Raw genomic sequence first — 22,896 nt, 5'->3', positions numbered from 1 at the left:
CACATCGTCATTACCACCTATTAAAGTTATTTACTAGGCAGTATCGACAACTCCTCTAGTAAACAGACATCGGGCATTCACTACAGCGAGGAAGCATAATTAAAATGTATTCAGTATTTTATACTAATCATCTTAACCGAAGGAATCAATAGAACTACCAGTGCAACGGTCTTCACATCGTGTGGGGTGAAAAAAAGATTCAGGCTTGTGGCTGCTACATAGAGTGCAATCCCACCAGAGAGTGCGGATAATATCGCGGAATAGGCTACGGGTATCAAGATTCAGGTCTATTGAATACGTGACAATGATGAAAATTCATACGAGTTTCATAAATATAGTGAAAAAATCCTGAAAACTCTGTTACTCTGATAGAGTTGAAGTTTTTACATACAGAGACGTTTAAATAGATGAAGGAGTTTAATCTAAATGAAGATCATTCGCATCATTGCTCAGGTTGGGCTTTTATATTTGTTTTACTTAGCTGGTGACTATGTGCAAAAGCTGTTCCACCTACCGGTCCCGGGTAGTATTGTTGGGCTGCTGCTGCTTTTTATTTTGCTTTTATGCAAGGTTATGCCTGTGAGTTGGATTGAAAATGGCGCTGTCTCAGTGCTGTCGTATCTTCCTTTGTTTTTTATACCTGCAACGGCTGGGATAGTAGACCACTTAGGGATTTTCAGCGGAAGAGGTTTGTTGTTAATTGCGATCCTTATCCTTAGTACAGCATTAACGATTGGAGCAGCAGCACATTCCAGTCAATGGCTGGCAGGTTGGGGTGCTAGAAGTACAAGAAGAAAAAGGGATACCGCTAATCTAAGAGGAATCAGGAATTTAAGGGAGAAGGGGGAAGAAATCTGATGATTTTGACAGCAGCGATGATTGTTATAGTTACAGTAGGCATTTATCTCTTAATGTCCTTGATCTACAGACGTGTTCGCTTACCCGTATTAATGCCGGCATTGACTGCGACGTTTACTGTGGTAGTAATTCTCTTGTATTTTCGGATTCCCTATAATACCTATATGATCGGCGGAAAATGGATCAATCAGTTACTGGGTCCTGCGGTAGTATCTTTAGCGTATCCTTTATACAGACAGCGTCATGTGCTGCGACGTAATCTTCCTGCTATTCTAGGCGGAACCCTTACTGGCTTACTTGTAGGAATGTTCAGCGGAATATTGCTGGCTGTAGTTTTGGGCTTTCCCAAATTATACATTCTATCCTTGCTGCCAAAATCTATTACCACCCCGGTAGCGATTCAAATATCGTCCAATCTGGGCGGGGAATCCTCCCTAACTTCCGTATTTGTGATGATCGCCGGGTTTACAGGAGCTATTGCCGGTCCTTATATTTTAAAGCTGTTTAGAATCAAAGATGCTGTTGGAATCGGGATCGGGCTAGGGACGGCTTCGCATGCGCTGGGTACAGCCAAAGCGCTGGAATATGGAGAAGAATCAGTCTCTATGAGTTCAGTAGCGATGACTGTCTGTGCTATAGCAGGTTCTTGTGCAGCCCCTCTGGTAGTCTGGCTGTTGTATCCTCACTAAGTATCACAACCTAAAAGGGCGTCTCTTGGCCGATTGGCTTCAGAGGCACCCTTTTTGATTAGCAATTACTCTTATTTCGCAATATTACTGGAAAAGCAATGTCTGAATAGCATGAGCTGGAATCGAATGCTCAGCCAGTTGTCCACGGCAGCGAAGAGTGAACGGCAGTTGGTTGTCCGTACGGTTCATTACAATAACTGCGATTGTACCGTCAGTATTGCGGAATGCAGTGGTTTCAAGCTTATCGGTATATTTGGAGCTGCCAATTCGCTTGGCTCCCGGACGAATGAATTTGCTGAAGTGTCCGATGTAATAGAACGAGCTTTCAAAAATAACCTCATCCTTCTGGGTATCTCCAATGATAGGAGCATCACAGTAGTTGCCCACATGGTTAGGACCACCTTGTTCGTCCAAAACAATATTCCAATCCGTCCAGCAAGACATCCAGTTATTCAGGTTGCCCATAATGTCATGGCCATAACGTTCTCCCGTATTCCAGGAGCCGAGATGAACGCCGCCTTCCTGACAACCTTCGCTGAAGAACAGTTTCTTGTCAGGGAAGCGGTCATGTACAGCAGACAGTGCTTCAAAGTGATCTCCAGAGTACCAGTGGAAACAAATGCCCCAGATATACTTGGAGGCAGCTTCGTCTTCAAAAGCAGCTTTTGCCCGGTCATATACCCGTTCCTTGTTATGATCCCAGATTAATACCTTCACATGAGACAAGTTAGCTTGCTCCAAGGCAGGCCCGAGATAGTCTCTGACAAAATCCTTCTCTTCTTCCGCTGTATACACACAGGAATCCCAAATTTGAACGGCTTTGGCTTCGTTCTGTACGCTAACTGCCCAGATATCAATACCCTCGGCAGCATAAGCCTGAATGTATTTCACGAACATGTCGGCCCAAGCTTGTCTAAATTCGGGTTTCAGCTTCCCGCCGTTATTCATTTGACCGTTTGTTTTCATCCATGATGGCGGGCTCCATGGGGACGAGAAGAGGCGGAAGTCTTCACCGCTTAACGCTGCTGCCCGTTGAATCAACGGGATGATAGCCTCATGATCTCTTGAGATATTGAAATTATGCAACTCTGCGTCTTCTTCCTCAACATAGGCATAGTTGCCTAACGAGAAATCACAGCTCTGGATGTGTGAGCGGCATAGAGTATAGCCAATTCCGTGCTCCGGGTGGAAGTATGCATCGATGATTTCTTTTTGTTTAGCTTCACTAAGCTTTGCGATGGTTACAGCTGACGCCTCGGTGAGAGCTCCGCCAAAGCCTTCGATTTCCTGATATTCCAGGTCCTCATAAATATTAATCAGTTCCATTTCCTTTTCAGCGGAATCTGGACTGAACGTTATAGACGTTTTTTCGGTTAAGCGGTCCTCCGTATCTTTTGCGGTTTGGATGACGCGAACAATGCCTTCATTCATAGCGGTTAATAACCTCCTACAATATATTTCTATTTTATTATAGAAGGAAATCGGTCTCTCTTTGAAGAAACAATATGGCTAAGAACCTCAACAATCTGGTCATTAAGGTATTAAGAAAAGAGGATCAGCAATGGAAATAAACCCTATTCATATACATCTCACCGCCTTTATGCGGCATAATCAACCGTTTCGGCATTTATTCCGGGAAGGTTTAGATACCTATATTATCCGGTTACAAGCGGAAGGAGAGTGTGAAGCACTGATAGATGGGCAGATGGTTAACGTTCAACCCGGTGACCTGTTGTTATTCCGACCCGGGGAAGTGTACGATTTAAGAATCGGTGAGAAAGTAAGTCCCTTAGGGTTAAGTGCGGACTATTATGTTATGTGCACAGGAGAATGGATGGACAGCTGGTGGAATCGGAGGGAAAGACCAAAGAAAGTAAGGATTACCGATGACGGGCGGCTTCAAAGCATATGGCAGCAGCTAATTTTGGAGAAACGAAGGCTGGACGGCGGGAATACGGATATTGTGGAGGCCTTATTTAAGGCGTTGTGCTTGCTGTTGGACCGGGCTATTGAAGAGGCTCCTTCAACTTCCTCTGCTCCCTTACTGCTGGCTTTTAAGATGAAAAGCTTTGTTGAGGAGCATGCTACGTCTGTCTTCAGGCTGGAGGATGTTGCCGGCCACGCCGGGATTAGTGTTACAAGAGCCGTACACTTATTCAAAGCCCAGTTTGGGTACTCTATTATGCAGTATGCTGGGCAGATTCGTCTCGCCTTGGCTTTGCAGCTTATGGACAAAAGCAACTATACGTTGGAACGGATTGCAGAGGAAACCGGCTTTGGAAGCTATACTTATTTCCATAGGGTATTCAGAGATCGATATGGAGTAGCACCCGGCGTATACCGTAGGAGAGGGTGATTCCCAGTTTCCATTAAAATAAAAAGGCCCGCTGCACATGAAGAATGTGTCCGCAGGCCTGAGGTCAATTTAGCGTCTGGGTAAAGTTTATCTTGTGCTGTCTAGCAGTAGATGAGGCTCACTGTTCCGGATGAAATCCATGACCTTGTCAAAAATAATACGGTGGCCCTCTTTATTGGGATGTATGCCGTCCATACAAATGAACTTCGTGAAATCCGGCTGCTGAAGAAAGGCACCTCTGACGTCTATAATCTTAGTCTTAGTGCTTTCCGCTACCTTAATGATTGTGGAGTTGTATCGTTCCTGCCACCAATAAATCTTAGTGACACTTCCCAGCCACTTCAAAATATTCACTTCCGAGACCGGATTGTTCTGGCTGACCCATTTGAAATAGCTGTCGGCGTTCAGTGGAGGGAGGCTCATAAGAATAGGCATGATCTGCTGATTTTTGAGAAAATCAATCATGTCGAGCAGCATCTTTTCAAAAGCAGGGAAGTCGGTCTTGGGGTTATGCTCAGCTTCAGGATTATCGGCAATCTCTCCCCAATGGAAATCACAATCATTCCCGCCGAACTCGATTAGAACCACATCAGGCTTTTCTTTAAGGACGTCTCTTTTTAGATTCCCTAATCCTTTCATTAGGGTGTTGCCGAATTTAGCGGTATTGCGTAGTGCTCCATTTAGCTTATTCTGCAAGAGAGAAACGTAATTCTCTTCCAAGATGACATACCTGCTTCGGTCTTCATCGTAAATTACACCTTTGGAGATCGAATCTCCGCTGACTATGTATTTGAGCTCTGTATTCACAGACACCTTGCTATCCCCATCGCCGTTCATATTCATTACCTCACCTCGGGTGCTTCTATATTCTTATAATCAGTTTAATCTATTTAGGTAAGGATTACATCTTTGGAGGGGAAATCCATGAAAAATAATGAAATACAAAAAGCTACTGAACCCAATGTGGAAAGTATTCAGTACAGCAAGGAAAATGAGGAGCTTGTAAAAAGCGGATTCTGGGCAAAAACAAAGAAATTCGCAGGAAAGGTTCCGTTTACGAGGGATGCCGTTGCCATGTATTATTGTGCGCTGGATTCAAAAACACCTTTATGGGCTAAAGGTATAGCTTTTGGTGCTTTGGCGTATTTTATAACACCCATTGATGCGATTCCCGATGCCTTCATTGCCATGGGCCTCACAGATGATGCCGCTGTAATTATGGCAGGGTTCAGAGCCATTTCAAGCCAAGTCAAGGACGAACACCTGGATAAAGCCGAGATGTTTTTTAAATAGGACGACGATAAGACCGGGGAGCCACTCCGGTTTTCTTTTTTGAAAATCGCATAAAAATGTGAAATATCCTGATAACCCACGGCTGAGGTGATATCGCTGACTTTCTTGATGGCAACTCGTCCAATGTGAACGAAGATCAAACGCAAACATCAGCGGCATGGGGCGATGCGGCTGTGATCTGTCCGTGGATTCAGTATCTCTGTTATGGAGATGACCGACTGCTGGCTGAGCAGTATGACAGTATGAAGGCATGGGTGGATTATATTAAAGGGCAGGGTGCCGAGCAGCACTTGTGGAATACAGGATTCCACTTCGGTGATTGGCTTGGGTTGGATGCCAAGGAAAACAGTTATGTCGGTGCGACTCCTTTGGACATGGTTGCTACGTCCTTTTTCGCTTGCTGCTGCAGGAAAGCTATCCCTCCTGGCTCTATTCTATTACTAAGGGAGCGACAACGATTTGGGAGTATTGGGATGGGATTAAGCCGGACGGTTCATTCTGGAGTGAGGATATGAACTCCTATAATCATTACGCCTATGGCGCAATCGGGGAATGGCTGTACCGATATGTTGCGGGTTTGGATCTGGATGATACGGAAGCTGCATATAAGCGGATTCGAATCCCAGTGAATAGCACGGCTCAAATTGTGCTTCCGGGGGTAAGGCTGACTGAGTTAGCGGAAGAAAGCGGTCCCGCAGCAACGTCTGAGGGAATTTTATCAGCAGAAGAAAGCTTGGATGGGGTTACACTAGTCGCAGGTTCAGGAAATTATTTATTTTCTATCCATACAATAGAACCTGAATAAATCAGACATCGCAATTGTCATGCCTGGAGCTGTACACCGACCTATTTTATACGTAAATACAAGTTGTAAACCTCTAGTAAATATAAAGAAAAGCCTGAAATTCTCTACTCAGAGATTCAGGCTTTTGTTCTGCAGATCACGATACATCTCGGCAAAACGTTGGTGTTTGCTAATATATATAGGACCTTTATCGAAAAAAGATGCCCTAGCAATTGTTAAGTCGTCACTTTTGCATAAATGATAAAAAACAACGCCAACCCGCCTACTATTAAATAATTGGGGACATCGAACAACAAGTTAACCGCAAACAAAACTCCAAGCAGCCCTACCAAGAACACTAAATGATAGAGCTCCAGCTGCTGCTCTTTATCTCTGAATTTATGGAAAACGAAGGTCGTAGAAAAAAAGTACAGCACTACAGACCCATACATAAACGTCAGTATAAATAGATTGTTTAGCTGCTCCAAGAATAATAATTGAATAGAAGCCGCAAGCATACTCATCGCCAGAAATATGAATAAATGACCATAGATAATGGCTTGCCCGGCTGTTTGTTTTGTCTTGTCTACCTTCTTTTCCACATTGTCAAAATACTGCCACCATATCGCTAGGATTAAAACAAAGGTTATGGCTGCAAATACAACAGAGTGCCAGGTCCAGACGCTCGACTGTAACACGGCTAGGATACTTATCACGGACTCTCCAAGAAGAATCAATGTAAACAAAGCGAAGCGTTCTAACAAATGATGGGTATTTACGGGGGTTTTCTTTAAAATCCGTCTTCCGACTATGGGCACCATGATATCGGCAATAATTCCGGCGTACAAAACGGTGTAACGAAGCCATGAATCAAAAAATAGAGAAGTGCAGGAGATGGCTATGCCCACCCAAAAATAAGTTCCCAGATAACGCGCTGTGGCTTGATTGTGGCCATGTTCTTTTTGGTGAACAGAAAGATATTGAAGAGCGGTCATGCTTCTTAGACCTGCATAACCCACAAGAAACGATATATAGTATTGATCAAATTCTACCGATAAGCTAGCCGTCATAATGAGTGCGAAAAATAATTGAAGAATTAAATAGATACGATGCTTTATGATATCCTGTCCAAAACGGTTCATAAAAAGGGTCTGGCCTGCCCAAGCCCACCAGATGGGAATGAAGATTAATACAAACTTCGCCAAGTATTCAAAAGGAATTACACCATGCTCTACATGCACGAGGACATGACTTGCTTTAGAAACAGCAGCTACAAAAAGTAAATCATAGAAAAGCTCCAACCAAGTTACTTTCTTTGGTGTCATGTAATTACCTCCCGGATCACATTTCGTAATTTTATAACATAAAGACGGCTAATATCCTTTATGTTAACCTCAAATTCTAGATTTTTGTGATTTTTTTTATATGATTTATAAGAGCGGTGTTCCCGTTCGGGAAAACTGGCTAGCCCATGTGAAGTAATATGAGGAGGAAGTTTTGTCTAAAAGATAGGATTGCTTTAAAAATAGACACATTTAATCTATTATTAATCATATGTTCAGCGAACCATCTAACTTAATCAGTGTTACGAAAGGGAGTCACAAAGCGTGGATAAATGGACAACGACTCAGAAAGATATCCTGTCTGCCATGAAATTCAGACATGCCACTAAAGAATTTGACATCAGCAAGAAAATTACAGATTCCGACTTTCAGTTTATTCTGGAAACCGGACGTCTATCTCCGAGCTCCTTTGGCTTTGAGCCGTGGAGGTTTGTTGTTGTGCAAAACCAAGAGATTCGGGAGAAGCTGCGTCCTTACGCGTCTGGAGCCCAAAAGCAGCTGGCAACAGCGAGTCACTTTGTACTTATTTTATCAAGGCTTCCAAAAGATATGGTCGCGGACTCTGATTATATCAAGAACATGATGGAAAATGTTCAGGAGCTGCCTCCGGAAGTCGTGCTGGCTAAAGGTACAACCTATGATAAGTTCTTGAGAACCGGCTTTAGATTGCAAGAGAATGAGCGGGTGATGTTTGAATGGAGCTGTCGGCAGACGTATTTGGCACTTGGGAACATGATGACAGCCGCTGCTCTAATAGGCATTGACTCCTGCCCAATGGAAGGCTTTGAGAGGGACAACATTGAAAAGGTTCTAATCGAAGAAGGAATAATGGACCCTGAGCATTTCGGAATCTCCTGCATGGTGGCCTTTGGATATCGTCAGAATGAACCCGGTAAGAAAACACGGCAATCGACGGACCAAGTTACACAGTGGGTGTGATTTTAGCGAGGGAAGTGGTGCTTTTGAAAAAGATAATTTATAGCAGTGTTGCTATTTTGTCTGTAATAGGGTTTATAATTTATGGTTTTACCAGCGCACCCAAGACCATTCATGTGGATCAACAATTTGAAGCTACTGCTTATAAACTGGAGGATACCAGCTTTTCTAAGAAAGTATCAATCTCTTTATCAGGTGTATTTGATGAGAAGTCGGAGAGCTATCTTGGAAGGATCACAGTGAACAGGCAGGAATATACAAACTGTAGTCTGGAACCTAAGTTCGCTATTATGCAATGTACAGAAGCAGAGAATGAGAGACCTCCGCGAGACCATCTGGCCATGGTGTTAGCTAACAAAGATTTCAGTGTATGGAGTCTCAAGGTGCAACAGTCGAATGATTCAGGTAAAACCGTGAGCACCTTATACAAGGCCCTAAATCAAGGTTCAACAACTATTGATGATATCATTCTTAGCTTACCGGCAACGGACAGAGACTCTTCACTGAGGGCCTTTGATGAATTAATGCAACACCATGTCGATGAATTAGAACAGAGCTTTAAATAGGATGTATCCTTGAGTCCATGTTTGTAAATCACTTCAACGGGTAACTATAACTAAGGAACAACAAAATGCAGCCCGTATGAAGGAGGATTTAACATGTCAGATCAAACTCAAAATGAAGCTGATATCCGGAACAAAGCAAATAAAGATGGAGACTCATTGGCAGAAATGAAGAAAATGAAAAACGGTGTGGACATTGAGCCGGAAGCCGATGAATGGACAGCCAAACCCGCACCTACTGCACATCCAGACCCAATTCCGAATAATAAGGATATTTAAATGAAATGGATGACTGCGGCCGCCCCTTTATTAGGCGGTCTGTTTTTTTAATTGTCACAGGTAAGCGCTTCATGTAGAGTTAAGAGAAAACGTACTTCTACATAGGAGAGTGGACCATGTCGAGCGAAAATGTGCTGCAGGAGCTTTTGAAGTTGGAAGAAGAAATCGTATTTTCCCGTTTCACCAACGAAATGGCGGTAGAGATAGGCCTCAAGCTGTACGAAACAGCCCGAGAGCTGGGCAAGGCAATAACCATTGATATCACTCGTAATGGTCAAAGATTGTTCCATCTGGCCATGGAGGGTACGGCAGCAGATAATGAACAATGGATTCGCCGAAAAAACAACGTAGTCAACCGATTCGGACACAGTTCTTATTATATTAGTAATATGCTCCAAGCAAGCAGATCAACCTTTGAACAGGTATTTGAGGTGTCGGGTGCTGATTATGCAGCACATGGCGGTGCTTTTCCGATTATTATCCGCAATGTTGGAATCGTTGGAACGGTTACCGTGTCAGGTCTTCCGCAAAAAGAAGATCACGAGCTGGCGGTACAGGTATTGAGAAGTTTTTTGTAGATACGGTATACTAAGAGAGGTACAACCTCATCACGTCTAGCTTCTCAAGATCATCGCAGATTTTTCAGTACTCAAGCAATTTGAATTGCGGGGAGGAAATGAAATGCGTAGTCGGAACGAGAACGGCCGATATCGGCAGAAACGCGGTGACTCCCTGATAGGGAACCTCGAGAAGAGGTACGGATCTGATTTTGGTGTTCGCAGTGAACTCAAGCTGGAGATGCTAAGGAAACAGAATGATGATCAACCACTGACACCGATTTTGAAAGAGCAGTCTAAACAAACCTAATGCCGGGAGATAAGTTCCGGGCACTTGCTATAAAGACATAACCCTCGGGGGTTATGTCTTTTTTTAGTACGCCCAGCATGGGCGTCATCTTTAGGGTGAAAGTCCCGAACGGGGGCTGGCGAGCGCCTACCGTTAGCCAAGGGCAAGGGTGTCCACCGTGAGGTGGAATCTGAAGGAAGCCGGAGGCAAAAGCACGGGCCAAGGTACACGAACTGGATTTGAGGCTGTGTCAGTCGGATGAGTCACCTAAACATGACGAAATCCAAAGCCGCCAAGGGCTGGCGCGGTATACTCCAGTGGTCGCGGGTGGAAAGATGGCGTTCTTATCTGGGGAGGCCTGCCAGATAAGCAAGGAAAAAAAACTTGTAACCGTAGCCGAGAGGCTGCGCTGAATTGGCAGGAGTCAGCAGAAGCCATAGTACGGAAGCTGTTGCAACAGCTTACGGAAGGGCTGAACCGAAAGGAGAGAGGAAAGCGATGCGTTCGCATGAAGAGCAACGACAGCAGAATATCTCGCAAGAGAGCTTGCGGCAAAGAGAAGCGGTGAAGCCGTCAGGGTATGCCGGAGCGCCGAGTTCTTCGTCGGCACAAGTCGTCCATTCCTCTCGCGAAGACCAGAACAACTTGCTGGAGCGAATGCTCGAAGGAGATAACCTTCGACTCGCTTACAAACGAGTGGTGCAAAACGGAGGAGCGCCCGGTGTGGACGGTGTAACGGTAGCGAATCTACAAGTTTACCTGAATACACACTGGGCATCGGTGAAAACTGAACTTCTGACGGGAACTTACAGACCTGCGCCAGTCAAACGGGTGGAAATCCCCAAACCCGGAGGCGGTGTACGGCAGCTAGGCATCCCGACCGTGATGGACCGTTTCCTCCAGCAAGCACTTCTACAAGTCATGAACCCGATCTTTGACGCGCATTTCTCCTGGTATAGCTACGGTTTTCGCCCGGGAAAGAGTGCGCATGACGCAGTCAAACAAGCCCAAAGATATATCCAAGGTGGCCTGAGATGGGTCGTGGACCTTGATCTGGAGAGATTCTTTGACCAGGTGAATCATGACATGCTGATGGCAAGAGTGGCGCGGAAAGTGGAGGACAAAAGAGTGCTGACACTGGTTCGTGCCTACCTGAACGCTGGAGTGATGGTAGATGGAAAGCTGGAGCGCAGCCGAGAAGGAACGCCGCAGGGCGGTCCACTCAGCCCGCTTTTGGCGAACATTCTACTGGATGATCTGGATAAGGAATTGACGGGACGAGGGTTGCGATTCGTACGCTATGCGGACGATTGCAACATCTTTGTGGCGAGTAAGCGTGCCGGTGAACGCGTTATGGAATCGGTAAGCAGATTTGTAGAAGGAAAGCTAAAACTGAAAGTGAATCGGGAGAAAAGCGCGGTGGCCAGACCTTGGAACCGGAAGTTCTTAGGGTTCAGTTTTCTAAGTCAGAAGCAGGCAACGATTCGCTTAGCACCGAAGACCCTCTCTGCATTTAAAGAAAGGGTTCGCGAACTGACGAATCGAACAGGGTCCATATCCATGGAGGAGAGAATTAGCCGATTAAATCGCTATCTGATGGGGTGGCTCGGGTATTTCCGTCTAGCTTCGGCCAAGACGCACTTCCAAAAGTTGGACCAGTGGATTCGGAGAAGGCTCCGAATGTGCCTATGGAAGCAATGGAAACGAGTGCGAACACGAATTCGAGAACTCCGGGCACTTGGGGTCCCAGAGTGGGCTTGTTTTGCAATGGCCAACTCGAGGCGAGGCGCATGGGAAATGTCCCGGAACACGAATAACGCCCTTCCCACTTCCTACTGGGAAGCGAAAGGGCTGAAAAGTTTACTTTCTCGTTATCTGGAACTTTGTTAACCTTTTGGAACCGCCGTATGCGGACCCGCATGTACGGTGGTGTGAGAGGACAGGGGCTCGCCGCCCCTTCCTACTCGATGCTGATTCATTAAATTTGAAGCTTGCGCATAGCTACCGGCTAACCAAGGCATAATATGTCCCGTTAGAGGCCTGATGTAAATAATGACAACTGGGGGCGGGACAAATGACTATATTGCCGATTTTTTCATTGGATGGATATACACATGTTACTGGTGCTGAGCAATATTTCTTCTATTTTATTATGTATTCTTTTCTGGGATGGGTACTGGAGGGAACCTATAATCTATATAGTAATGGGAGCTTTCGCAAGGAAGGGTTTATGAAGGGGCCTTTTAAGCCGATGTATGGATTCGCCCCCCTTTTCCTGTTGATGGCAAGAGATCTGGCACTGTCGCTCCCTGTATTTCTGCTGCTCGCGCTAATCATTCCGTCAGCTGTTGAATTTATAAGCGGATGGATGCTGAAGACATTATTCCATAAGCAATGGTGGGATTACTCCGGTCTGCGTTATCAGCTGCAGGGACATATATGTCTGCGATTTTCGCTATACTGGTGGATTTTAAGTGTAGCTTGTATTTATGGAATTCAGCCGCTAATGGAATTTTTATACCAGCGGGTTGAACTGTTATGGGAGTTGCTTTTACCGGCAGTCGCATTTTTCTTTACGGCTGATTTATTGTGGACAAGTTGGACACGGCGCCGAGGAGAGAAGAAGCTGGAGCTGGGTGAGAGTTAATAGGAGTTGGAGTATGTTTAAATAACAGGGATAGGGATGTCTTGAAGCCGAAGGGGCTTAAGGCATCTTTTTTGTATTACAATGATAAACAGACTAGCTTGTTACATGGGCGTGCTGCTCTGTTGGCAGAATAGCTGCACTCCATACAACTATTTATAACATTTAAGTCCTCTATAATCGTTTAGTTGTACCTTGTGCAGCTATTAAACGTAAATCAGGCATAAATGGTGAAATTGAGGGAATTTAGATGTATTTAATACAACTAACCAAGGAAACGGGCTTATATTCGGAGGAATAGGTGCACTCCATACAACTAAATCATATTTACTTCTTCGTAAATCGTTTGGGTTGTATTCCTCACGGAGGAAGAAGGATTCAACTGCTTCTATGTTTAATATATATGAAATATAGTAGTAACTTACATCTAGATTAAGATTCCATCGTATATCCCATCAATAGATCCGTTAAGGAGGCGACTCTATGCCAATGTCTGAATATTACCAAAGTTTAAGACTGAAGCTGGGCTCAGAGCTGTTAATGATACCCTCTGTAGCCGCTGTCATAAGAAACGATAAGGATGAAATCCTATTTATCCGCAAGCATGATGACACATTGTGGGGCCTGCCCGCAGGAGCGATAGAGCCGGGAGAGACACCTGCGAGAGCATTGCGCAGAGAGGTGTTTGAAGAGACGGGATTAATGGTTAATCCAGCAAAGATTTTAGGTGTGTTTGGCGGTGAGAAGTTTAGATACGTTTACAGTAACGGACATCAGGTGGAGTACCTGGCTATCGTATTTGAATGCACCATCGTAAAAGGTACACTTCGAAGTGTGGATGGAGAGGTGGAGGAGTTTGAATATTTTAAAATAAATGAACTGCCTGAGCTTTCAGTTCCTTATCCTAAGGAAATTTTCACACAAAATGCAAGTATGACCATCTCCATGTTTGAGTGATGAAGAATATGAAGCTGAAATTGGGATATATTGGCGTTGTTCTCCTTGTAATTGCGCTTGGTATTAGCTCGAGAGTTTTTGCGGACAAGTTACCCTTATTTATATCCAGTCATGCCGGGGATGCGCTATGGGGCAGTATGGTTTATTTAGGGTTTCGGGTGCTGCTGACTAAGCATAAGTTACTTCTCTCTTGGGGTCTTGGCTTGTACTTTAGCTATGCCATTGAATGTAGTCAGCTGTATCAAGGCGCTTGGATTAACAGTGTCCGTTCTACAGTAATGGGAGGATTGATTCTCGGAAAGGGCTTCCTATGGATTGACTTGATCAGGTATTTTGCCGGGATCGGGATTGCTTTTCGCTGGATTATTTCATCTTAAATGGTTCCAGGACAGATAAAGACAGATCCCCGCGGCAGCGAAAAAATAACTGAATTGTTTCCGAAACTAATGAGCTGCTAAATACAATGGAAGCCAATAACGAGATGGAAATGATCAGCTTAAACCACAAAGGCTCCTTAAAGAATTGAGTGTATATAAAATAGCATATATCGGAAAAAACCCGGGGAAAACATATTTTTTTGGAATATGCATGCTAAAGATGTAACTTTTGAACCAGTACTCTTGGATTAGTGCGACTATAATCTTATTGTAACAATGGAGGTATTTGGTTATGATCAAATCATAATCGGCAAAACTTTTAAAGCAGAATGGTTCTTTACTAAATAACTCCTATACATAAAGAAGGTGCTGTGTCATGAAAGTTCATGTTATGGATCTTAAACCCGGTGATCGTCTAAAAACAGATACTTTCAATAATGTGGGTCTGCATGTCCTTCCTCAGGGTACTACTATTAAAAGTGAGGAAATCGCAGTTCTTATTCGGCATAGTATTGATTACGTTGATATTGAGCATCGAAATGTGTCGGCACTACGGGAAAGCACAGCTTTCCGTCAGAGTTTGTTAAAGGGAAGCATTGATGAGGCTATCGAAACTTATGAGTCGGTCTTTCTGGAATCCTTGACAAGCGGGAAGTTTACACAGTCCATGATCGATGATTCACTGAGGCCGCTTCTAAAAAATCTGGATAATCAAGGGGATGTCGTATCCCTTCTGCTTATGCTGGAGCAGGACCATGCAAACACTTACAACCATTCTTTGCAAGTAGGTTTATTATCTTATTACTTAGCGAAATGGTTGGGTCATACCAAGTCAGAAATCTATGTAATCAGCCGGGCCGGATACCTGCACGATATCGGTAAAAGTCAGGTCCCACAGGCGATTTTGAATAAAAAGGTTCTTACAAATGCAGAGCTGGAAGAATTGAAGCGGCATACTACCTACGGTTATGAAGTTATTAGCAATTCTATGGCGGATGCGTCTGCACCTTTGGTTGCCCTTCAGCATCATGAGTTTGAAGATGGTTCAGGCTATCCAAAAGGAATTCTTCAGAGCGAAATTCATCCCTATACCCGAATCGTTGCCGTTGCTAATATCTATATCAGCATGATTACCTCCAGAAACTTTCAGTTGAAGCAAAGTCTTATTACCGTGCTTCGGAAAGTAAACGAGTTGGGGTTCGGTAAGCTCCATGCGAAAACGGTGCAGGTATTGATCTGGAATATGCTTCCTAACTTTATCGGCAAAAATGTTCGATTAAGCAATGGAGAAACAGGTACGATCATCATGAATAATCCCACGGATATCTTCAAGCCGTTAATTCGGGTGGAGGACCAATTCAGGGATTTGTCGAGGGAACGTAATCTATCCATAGACGAAGTATTTATGTAAGCCAATAGTAATAAGATAAAGATGCACCCTTAGGGTGTGTCTTTTTTTTGGTTAAGTATATTTAGTAGAACCTTAAAACCTGGTTTGAGGAGGAAGGTTTTCTTTGGACTATAGAGAATTAATGATGTGTGCAGGGCTCTCAAGTGCTTCATTTATCTTAGTTACTACAAAAGGAGAATTAGGAATGAGCGAGTGTGGAACACGCATAATAACATTGAATCAAATTGGCTATCCTGTGGATGGTCAAAAAATTGCCTTGTTTACATCTTCTGAAAGCGAATTCAAAGTCATTGAAGAAAGTTCCGGTGCTGTGGTTTTTGAAGGGCAGCTTGGAGATTTGGTAGAGGATGGAGCCAGCGGGGTTACCGTTCGCAAGGGAGACTTCTCAGCGGTGCAACAACCGGGACAATACCGTATAGAGCAGGGTGAGCATCGATCCGCCGCATTTATGATTGCAGATAGACCTTATCATGATTTACAACAAGGATTGCTGAAAGCATTTTATTATTACCGTTGCGGAGTAGAGCTTACAGAGGAGTATGCCGGACCTTGGAAACATAAGGCCTGCCATACAGCTGAGGGTATTGTGTACGGGAACCCTGAGCTTAAGCTGGATAGTTCAGGCGGATGGCATGATGCCGGCGATTACGGAAAATATAGTGGACCGGGTGCCAAGGCCGTTGCTGATCTTCTGCTTGCCTATGAAATGTATCCTTCCGCATTGCTGAGCCCTATTCCACTCCCTGAAAGTGATGGTCATACACCGGATGTTCTGTTGGAATGCAAGGTAGAACTGGATTGGCTGTTTAAGATGCAGGAAGCGGAAACCGGCGGTGTATATCATAAATTAACCACGTTGAACTTTCCGGGTCTTGATGTAATGCCGGAAGATGATACAGCAGAATTATACTTTTCCCCCGTATCGGCAGCAGCAACGGGAGATTTCGCGGGTGTGATGGCATTAGCCTCCAGAATATATAAGCCATTTAATCATTCATATGCGCAAAAGTGTCTGGATGCGGCAATAGCAGCGTGGGGATGGTTAGAGAGCCATCCTGTGGTTCCGGGGTTTAAAAATCCCGAGAAGATTACAACCGGAGAATACGGTGATGAGCAAGATTTGGATGAGCGTTTCTGGGCAGCTGCGGAAATGTTTCGGGCAACGGGAAAAGAAGAGTATCACGAGGCTTTCAAAAAACTTGCAGAAGAGTCCTTTCCCAAGTATATGTTAGGCTGGGGCGATATGGGCGGTTACGGTTCCATAGCTTACTTGTTAAATGATAAAGTCGATAAGGAGAGTACGCTCTATCTTTCGTTAAAAGAAGGGCTACTGACTGAAGCCCAGCGTTTGTCGGACCAGAGCCGTCAAGATGGTTACCTGATATCATTGAAAGAAGAGGACTATATTTGGGGGAGTAATATGCTTGTGATGAACAATGCCATGCTCCTACTCTTCGCAGAACATCTAAGCGGGGATTCCAGCTTTGCAGTCTGTGCTTTGGATCATCTGCATTATCTAATGGGCCGGAATGTGCTTGATATTAGCTACGTTACCGGATTCGGTGATAAATCAGTAATGCATCCGCATCACCGGCCATCGGTGGGGGATGACGTAGATGCTCCTGTGCCGGGGTTAGTCTCCGGTGGACCGGACCGCGGGCTGCATGATGAATATGTGGTCGAGCATTTGCAAGGGAAGCCGGCTGCCCAATGTTTTGCAGATCATGAGCTGAGTTACTCTACAAATGAAGTAACCATTTATTGGAATTCACCGGCGCTGTTCGTTGCAGCACGATTTAACCAGTAACGTCACCAAGTGAACAGAAAGAACCATAACCGTCTTTGATGCGTAAGCATGGAAGGCGGTTTTTTCAAAATATAAAGAAAGTAAAAGTATTAAGTGTACTTTTCTTTTATTTCTACGAGAAACGGGTTCCGTCCCATTAAGGACGGCATCGCCGTTTCTTCTTGTGTCCTAACGATCTTCTTTAGTTTATAATACAATTATAGTTTGACGACTTTTGTCGAAATAGAGATAAATATAGCGATTAGTTAGAGAAAGGGGGTTATGCTAATGCCTAAGCGGGGAAGCCGGGGTCAAAGAAACAAATTAAGTCTGACTACACTGCTTATTGGGTTAGTATCCCTGTCTGTCCTTCTAACCTCAACGATTCTTTTGCTTGCTTCTTATCAGTCTAAAAGGCAGTCGTTGATAGACACAACACTTCAATTAAATTATACCAATGCGAACAAAATGAGCCAAACGATAGATTCTTTATTCAGGTCCATGCGTACCAGCTTGCAATACTCAGCCAAAGCCTTATCAGGCACTAACAAGATGAGTGTTTCTGACCGAGATGAATATTTAGATTTGTTAAGGAACAGCAGCAATTACTTCAATTCGATGGCTATTATCGATGAAAAAGGCATCATCCAAAATGTATCCCCTCAGAGATTGGGTACAGCCGGTAAAGAAGTGAATACCATAGCCGGGACGGATATCAGTATTTCACAAACTCCATTTCTTTCTGAGCCGTATCGAACATCAACCACTGGGCGGCTTATTGTAATTATGACTCAGCCCTATTTTGATGAAAAAGGTCACTATCGAGGAGTCATAGCAGGTACCCTATATCTTCAGGATCATAACGTGTTGACTATGATTTTCGGGAGTAATAACGTTGATAATGAAGGGTCCTATTATTACATTGTCGGGTCAGACGGTAAGGTGCTGTTCCATCCTGATAGAAGTCGCATTGGGCAAGATGCTACGGCAACTAAGATTGTAGAGAAACTCCTTGAGGGTAATAGCGGGCAAGAACGAGTTATCAACATGAATGGAGAAGAAATGCTAACGGGCTATTCTTACGTTCCGGCCAATGGGTGGGGAGTGGTAGTGGTATCCTCAAATACTATGCTGCATGAACAAGTGAGCGGCCATATTAAAAATATTCTTTGGTACATTTTAATGCCGTTTGTATTATTGTTGATCGCCGTTATTGTAATCGCACACGAACTGGCAAGACCTTTCGTATTTCTAGCTAATTTAGTTAACAAAATAGGGAAAGAAAAAGTAGAACTACCTGAGAGGAAGCCACATTGGAACCGGGAAGCGGATTTGTTAACGAAAACAGTTCTCCTTGCATTGGCAGATTTTCAAAAACAAACGGATCAACTGACCCAGGAAGCACTGACGGATTCCTTAACCGGTCTAACGAATCGCAGAAATTTTGAGAATACAATGGATCAATGGATTAGAGAAGATAAGTCTTTCTCATTGATCGTAATGGATGTAGATAAATTCAAATTTGTGAATGATACATATGGTCATCAAGCGGGAGACGATGTACTTAGACAGGTTGCCCAAGTGATCACTGCTTCCGTTAGACCGGAGGATATATGCTGTAGATATGGAGGCGAGGAATTCGTTATTCTGTTAGCTAATACTACTATAAAGGATGCTTACATTGTAGCTGAAAGAGTACGAAAAGCAGTAGCCATTGGAGAGGTTAACCACGGACACCCCATTACCGTATCGCAAGGCATCGCCCATTTCCCGTCTCAGGCCAGGTCTTCAGATCACTTATTCCATTTGGCAGATCAAGCTCTCTACGAGGCGAAGGAATCAGGCAGGAACAGAACCGTTATAGCAGAACTGCGCTAGAATTCTGGTACAGCAATTGATGGATATATACAAGCGATCCTTCTTATCGGGTCGCTTTTTTTTGCGATTTCTATCAAAAGATCCGCACCTGGGCTTAGGCAAACACATATCTTATCCTCAGGAAGGGTTGAAAATTGGGTACCAACAGAAGGGTAGGGATAGATAGTGAGCTCTTATATGGAGAATTCATCACCCGAATTACAGTTTACTTATGATTTAAGTCAGAACACGGTTTTTAAAAAAGATGCTATCAACTTTATCAATGAACTGTCCATTAATCAATTGAATTCACTTGAAAATTTATCTATCCTGGATATTTATCTCAGTAAAGCTAACGTGATTGAACCTCATTATCATCAAAATGCTGCAGAACTCATCTATTGTATCTGTGGCGCCATGGTTGTCTCTATTATTAATCCTTTTACCAAGGAGCTTCTGAATTTCCCGATATGCCCGGGTCAAGTAGTGAACGTGCCGCAGGGCTGGTGGCATTATGAAGTGGCTACTATAGATAACACTCATCTTCTGGCAATTTTTGATGCTCCCGTTCCAGATACGATCTATGGATCAGATCTTTTGCGGCTAACACCTCCCAATGTGCTTGCCTACACCTACTGCCTCGATGAGGCGAAAGTTAAGGATACCTTATCTCCAATAAAACAGACTACTGTTCTTGGTCCTCCACCGGGATGCTGTGAACAAGGATCTCTTCAGGGTAAGACACCCAATACCTACCCATACACCCAACCATCTCAGCAGGGTTACGGAACTCAGTCCTACGTTCCTCAGCAGTACACTTCTCAAGGCTATCAGAATCAGGGATACACTCAACAATATATGCAACAGCCTTATGTGCAGCAGACCCTTTATTCTCAGTACCCGGGTACTAGGGAGTGAAAAAAACCTCTCAGGATCTGAAGATCCCGAGAGGTTTCATTATTTTAGGATAAACGGACAAGCACTCTGCCGCGGATGTTCCCTTTTAATATATCTTCCAGTGCCAATGGCAATTCATCCAGAGTGACTTCCCGATAGACGAGAGTATCAAGCTGTGCAGGCTTCAGGTCAGTTGCCATCCGCTGCCATACCTTGAGCCGTTTCTTTGCACTGCAGGCTACGGAGTCAATACCAAGTAAGTTAACCCCGCGAAGGATAAATGGCAATACGGTTGTCGGGACGGCGGTTCCACCAGTTAGACCGCTGGCGGCAACAGAGCCGTTATAGGAGATTTTGCTTAATATTGCTGCAAGTGAGTTTCCCCCAACTGAATCTACAGCTGCCTGCCATAATTGTTTATCAAGTGGTTTTACGGAGGTGCCAATAACTTCTTCGCGGGAGATGACTTCCTCGGCACCAAGAGTTATCAAATATTCTTTTTCGTCAATCTTGCCTGTGCTTGCAACTACGTGATAACCCTTTTTGGCAAGCATAGCAACCGCAGCGCCACCGACACCGCCCGTAGCCCCTGTCACCAATATTTTACCTTTATCAGGCTCTATGCCGTGCTCTTCCAAGGCCTGAATTGACAATGCGGCGGTGAAGCCGGCTGTTCCATAAATCATAGCTTCCCTCAATGTTATTCCCTCCGGCAAAGGCATCACCCAATCCGCAGGAATCCGTGCATATTCACTATAACCACCATAGTGGGAAACACCGATACCGTAACCGCTGGCAAACACAGGCTGTCCTTCCTGGAACCTGTCATCTGTAGAAGAGACAACATATCCGGACAAATCAATTCCCGGGATGAATGGATAGGATCTTAAAATATTGCCATTGGGAATGCTGGCCAATCCATCTTTATAGTTCACACTGGAATAGGAAACTTTGATGACAACCTCTCCAGCGGGCAATTCTTCCAAGGTAACCGGCTTTACTGTGACCGAAAATGAGGTTTCGGATTTCTCTATAACTAATGCTTGAAATGATTCGGACATAAGCGTTAAGTCTCCTTTTGTGTGTGAGTAATAATATTAAGTCGTCTATATATTTATTCTGACTCGTTAACTTTTTGATGTCTATGATATAATGTCCATTATTTCCTATATCCTGCTTATCGGCGGCGTGGGCGATGCCATCATTAGAGGAAACTGAATATCCCCACGGTTTTGACAAAGCAGCGTTTATATTGTTTTGGGTAAAATATACAATTAATTGTAAAAAAGCGTGATATAATACACAGGATGGAGTGAGGCAGCAATTGAAACAATCGGACCTGGGAACAATTTGATCTTCGGGTTCATAAGTAGAGGCCGATTTGAGAACTCTTTAAATAGAGGACAGGACATATCATTCAAAATGAAAGCAGGATGAAGTTATGGTAACTATAAGAGAAATTGAGTCAGAGTCACTTCCAGCATTGAGCGAATTATATTCCGAGCTGATTAACAAATCTACTGATTTTAACAAGCTTGAGGCTGTGTATAAGGTTATCAATGAGGACAGCCGCTACATATTATTAGGCGCGTTTATCAATGGCGAGCTTATGGGTTCCGTTATGGGTATTATTTGCCAGGATCTTGTTGGTGAGTGTAAACCTTTTATGGTCATTGAAAATGTGGTGGTTTCCTCCCGCGCCCGCCGTCAGGGAGTGGGTCAAAAGCTGATGGCCGCCTTAGAAGTAATCGCACGGGAAAAAGATTGCTGGTACATCATCCTAGTCTCCGGTGAGCAAAGGAAGGAAGCGCATATTTTTTATGAAGCGTTAGGCTATAGAGAAGAGAAAGTCGAAGGGTACCGGAAACATTTGATTTCACATTAATTTTTTAGAGTAAAGGGTCGGGTCCATACTTCACCGCGTTTTTGCCAAACAGCTTAAGAATTTGTAGTGCGGTGAAGTATGCTTATATCCTAGAATCGTTGATTGTATTCAATGCCCGTAATCTCTAACTGAAACCAGTTGAAATCTCCGCTTTTCTCTTTCCAAATAACCTCAGACTTTGAAGGGATTCGTATTCCGTTAAACTCTTTAAATTCTGTATTAATGCCTCCCCAATCGCTTAACACATATTTCCCGTTTATTTCTTTGTATCTTTTGGTGAAAAAGCTAATTAGATCGCTCTTTTCATTAAAAGAGAAAACGCCTGATGCGCTTACTCCTTGATAGCTCATTGTTGCTCGTGAAGAGTGTTCATCAATCGCTTCCCATTGGATATATGGATGTAAGGCGGCAGTCGGAAACCATGGCATCTCGGCCAAATATCGAACCATTGTGCTAAAGTCCATTTCAGGCCCCTTCGCTTTGACCACTGAGAATAAAGAAAGAAGCATAATGTTCATTATACCTTTACCTTTATGATAATTATCCACACCGCTCATATGGAGTAAAGGAGCTATTTTAACATGGGCCTTCCATACGAACCCCGGTTCATCCACTCTAAAATACTGCACCGCCTGAACTGGCATCCATGGTCCGCCTTGTTTTGTACGCATTTGCCCTTTTTGTTCAAGACGAACATTTATGATCTTTTCTTTTCCGATAATATGGGTGCCTATGAGCCATTTCTGAACGGGAATCGGTAGGCCTGCCAAATCTTCTTTGCGAATGATTTCAGTTTTTAAGTTGGAGATATTATGAAACATGTGATTTACTTGCTTCCTAACACTGTTGTTGAACATCAGTTTTGCAATCGCTACAACCCCTGCAATTACGGCAACAAGAATTACGAGAACGGTTAACGTATACAATAAGAACATAATCAATGATGATCATCCTTTCTTGGATACTTACGGGATTAGTTTCTTTGGGAATCTGTAGACGATGATGGTAAATTATACGGGATATTTTGTGAGATTATATTAAAGTTCAAGGCTATAAGGTTACAGTTCTCTTGGAAAGTGGATGCCGCCTCGAAATTATGGACGGGTTGCTTTCAACATAAGCGGCAGGATTGCGA

The 22,896-nt window shown here is 43.9% G+C and carries 23 protein-coding genes and 1 pseudogene; 19 read left to right on the top strand and 5 right to left on the bottom strand.

The features are described 5' to 3' along the window. Positions 1-426 precede the first annotated feature (426 nt). Both J2T20_RS23145 and J2T20_RS23140 read left to right on the top strand, forming a co-directional pair. Positions 427-858, top strand: coding sequence for a CidA/LrgA family protein (locus tag J2T20_RS23145; protein ID WP_307591973.1), 432 nt, complete (start codon positions 427-429; stop codon positions 856-858). Then, the gene (locus J2T20_RS23140) at positions 858-1,547 is read left to right on the top strand and encodes an LrgB family protein (protein WP_307591972.1); all 690 of its coding nucleotides are present in this window, start codon (positions 858-860) and stop codon (positions 1,545-1,547) included. The genes J2T20_RS23145 and J2T20_RS23140 overlap by 1 nt, the downstream gene beginning before the upstream one ends. Positions 1,548-1,631: 84 nt before the next feature. On the opposite strand, the gene J2T20_RS23135 is transcribed toward J2T20_RS23140, so the two are convergent. Next, complete coding sequence (locus tag J2T20_RS23135) at positions 1,632-2,978, bottom strand: glycoside hydrolase family 30 protein (RefSeq protein ID WP_307591970.1); 1,347 nt, start codon at positions 2,976-2,978, stop codon at positions 1,632-1,634. Between the two features lie 130 nt (positions 2,979-3,108). On the opposite strand from J2T20_RS23135, the gene J2T20_RS23130 reads away from it, so the two are divergent. Continuing rightward, on the top strand, positions 3,109-3,903 hold the full coding sequence (locus J2T20_RS23130; RefSeq protein WP_307591968.1) for a helix-turn-helix domain-containing protein: 795 nt from the start codon (positions 3,109-3,111) through the stop codon (positions 3,901-3,903). A gap of 87 nt (positions 3,904-3,990) precedes the next feature. On the opposite strand, the gene J2T20_RS23125 is transcribed toward J2T20_RS23130, so the two are convergent. Further along, positions 3,991-4,746 (bottom strand): SGNH/GDSL hydrolase family protein, encoded by a 756-nt coding sequence (locus J2T20_RS23125; RefSeq protein ID WP_307591966.1) that lies wholly within the window; start codon positions 4,744-4,746, stop codon positions 3,991-3,993. 81 nt (positions 4,747-4,827) lie between these two features. On the opposite strand from J2T20_RS23125, the gene J2T20_RS23120 reads away from it, so the two are divergent. Both J2T20_RS23120 and J2T20_RS23115 read left to right on the top strand, forming a co-directional pair. Next, on the top strand, positions 4,828-5,196 hold the full coding sequence (locus J2T20_RS23120) for a YkvA family protein (protein ID WP_307591964.1): 369 nt from the start codon (positions 4,828-4,830) through the stop codon (positions 5,194-5,196). A 146-nt stretch (positions 5,197-5,342) separates the two neighbouring features. Continuing rightward, a pseudogene (locus J2T20_RS23115) lies at positions 5,343-6,001 on the top strand (alpha-L-rhamnosidase-related protein); the annotation flags it as partial. Between the two features lie 215 nt (positions 6,002-6,216). On the opposite strand, the gene J2T20_RS23110 reads toward J2T20_RS23115, so the two are convergent. Continuing rightward, positions 6,217-7,305 (bottom strand): low temperature requirement protein A, encoded by a 1,089-nt coding sequence (locus J2T20_RS23110; RefSeq protein WP_307591962.1) that lies wholly within the window; start codon positions 7,303-7,305, stop codon positions 6,217-6,219. A 282-nt stretch (positions 7,306-7,587) separates the two neighbouring features. Here J2T20_RS23110 and J2T20_RS23105 point away from each other — a divergent pair, with 282 nt between their 5' ends. The 13 genes from J2T20_RS23105 (at position 7,588) to J2T20_RS23045 (ending at position 19,897) form a co-directional block, all read left to right on the top strand. After that, a complete protein-coding gene (locus tag J2T20_RS23105; RefSeq protein WP_307591961.1) occupies positions 7,588-8,262 on the top strand; it encodes an NAD(P)H-dependent oxidoreductase in 675 nt (224 codons plus the stop codon). 23 nt (positions 8,263-8,285) lie between these two features. Further along, on the top strand, positions 8,286-8,825 hold the full coding sequence (locus tag J2T20_RS23100) for a hypothetical protein (RefSeq protein ID WP_307591959.1): 540 nt from the start codon (positions 8,286-8,288) through the stop codon (positions 8,823-8,825). 93 nt (positions 8,826-8,918) lie between these two features. Further along, on the top strand, positions 8,919-9,101 hold the full coding sequence (locus J2T20_RS23095; protein ID WP_036654523.1) for a hypothetical protein: 183 nt from the start codon (positions 8,919-8,921) through the stop codon (positions 9,099-9,101). Positions 9,102-9,217: 116 nt separating this feature from the next. Continuing rightward, positions 9,218-9,679 (top strand): heme-degrading domain-containing protein, encoded by a 462-nt coding sequence (locus tag J2T20_RS23090; RefSeq protein WP_307591958.1) that lies wholly within the window; start codon positions 9,218-9,220, stop codon positions 9,677-9,679. Positions 9,680-9,782: 103 nt separating this feature from the next. Beyond that, positions 9,783-9,968 carry a hypothetical protein gene (locus tag J2T20_RS23085; RefSeq protein WP_307591956.1) on the top strand — a complete coding sequence of 62 codons (186 nt, stop codon included), beginning with the start codon at positions 9,783-9,785 and terminating at the stop codon, positions 9,966-9,968. Positions 9,969-10,445: 477 nt separating this feature from the next. Then, on the top strand, positions 10,446-11,837 hold the full coding sequence (gene ltrA / locus J2T20_RS23080) for a group II intron reverse transcriptase/maturase (protein ID WP_307591985.1): 1,392 nt from the start codon (positions 10,446-10,448) through the stop codon (positions 11,835-11,837). A 184-nt stretch (positions 11,838-12,021) separates the two neighbouring features. Next, entirely contained in the window at positions 12,022-12,594 is a 573-nt protein-coding gene (locus J2T20_RS23075; protein ID WP_307591954.1) for a putative ABC transporter permease, read from the top strand. A 480-nt stretch (positions 12,595-13,074) separates the two neighbouring features. Beyond that, positions 13,075-13,548 (top strand): NUDIX domain-containing protein, encoded by a 474-nt coding sequence (locus J2T20_RS23070; protein WP_307591952.1) that lies wholly within the window; start codon positions 13,075-13,077, stop codon positions 13,546-13,548. Positions 13,549-13,556: 8 nt separating this feature from the next. Further along, positions 13,557-13,925, top strand: a complete 369-nt coding sequence (locus tag J2T20_RS23065; protein ID WP_307591950.1) for a ribosomal maturation YjgA family protein — start codon at positions 13,557-13,559, stop codon at positions 13,923-13,925. A 376-nt stretch (positions 13,926-14,301) separates the two neighbouring features. After that, positions 14,302-15,336, top strand: coding sequence for an HD-GYP domain-containing protein (locus J2T20_RS23060; RefSeq protein WP_307591949.1), 1,035 nt, complete (start codon positions 14,302-14,304; stop codon positions 15,334-15,336). Between the two features lie 184 nt (positions 15,337-15,520). Then, entirely contained in the window at positions 15,521-17,143 is a 1,623-nt protein-coding gene (locus J2T20_RS23055; protein WP_307591948.1) for a glycoside hydrolase family 9 protein, read from the top strand. A gap of 267 nt (positions 17,144-17,410) precedes the next feature. Continuing rightward, positions 17,411-19,000: a sensor domain-containing diguanylate cyclase gene (locus J2T20_RS23050; protein WP_307591944.1), complete on the top strand. Its 1,590-nt coding sequence runs from the start codon at positions 17,411-17,413 to the stop codon at positions 18,998-19,000. A gap of 162 nt (positions 19,001-19,162) precedes the next feature. Beyond that, a complete protein-coding gene (locus J2T20_RS23045) occupies positions 19,163-19,897 on the top strand; it encodes a cupin domain-containing protein (RefSeq protein WP_307591982.1) in 735 nt (244 codons plus the stop codon). A gap of 44 nt (positions 19,898-19,941) precedes the next feature. On the opposite strand, the gene J2T20_RS23040 is transcribed toward J2T20_RS23045, so the two are convergent. Further along, on the bottom strand, positions 19,942-20,937 hold the full coding sequence (locus tag J2T20_RS23040; protein ID WP_307591943.1) for an acrylyl-CoA reductase family protein: 996 nt from the start codon (positions 20,935-20,937) through the stop codon (positions 19,942-19,944). A gap of 380 nt (positions 20,938-21,317) precedes the next feature. On the opposite strand from J2T20_RS23040, the gene J2T20_RS23035 reads away from it, so the two are divergent. Beyond that, positions 21,318-21,761 (top strand): GNAT family N-acetyltransferase, encoded by a 444-nt coding sequence (locus J2T20_RS23035; protein WP_307591941.1) that lies wholly within the window; start codon positions 21,318-21,320, stop codon positions 21,759-21,761. Between the two features lie 89 nt (positions 21,762-21,850). Here J2T20_RS23035 and J2T20_RS23030 read toward each other — a convergent pair whose 3' ends face one another. Next, positions 21,851-22,696, bottom strand: coding sequence for a DUF6544 family protein (locus tag J2T20_RS23030; RefSeq protein ID WP_307591981.1), 846 nt, complete (start codon positions 22,694-22,696; stop codon positions 21,851-21,853). Positions 22,697-22,896: the final 200 nt, after the last annotated feature.

Source organism: Paenibacillus wynnii, assembly GCF_030812855.1.
GTDB lineage: Bacteria > Bacillota > Bacilli > Paenibacillales > Paenibacillaceae > Paenibacillus_AQ > Paenibacillus_AQ wynnii_A.
Note: the sequence above shows the minus strand (reverse complement) of the source record. Positions and strands in the feature narration are given on the sequence as shown.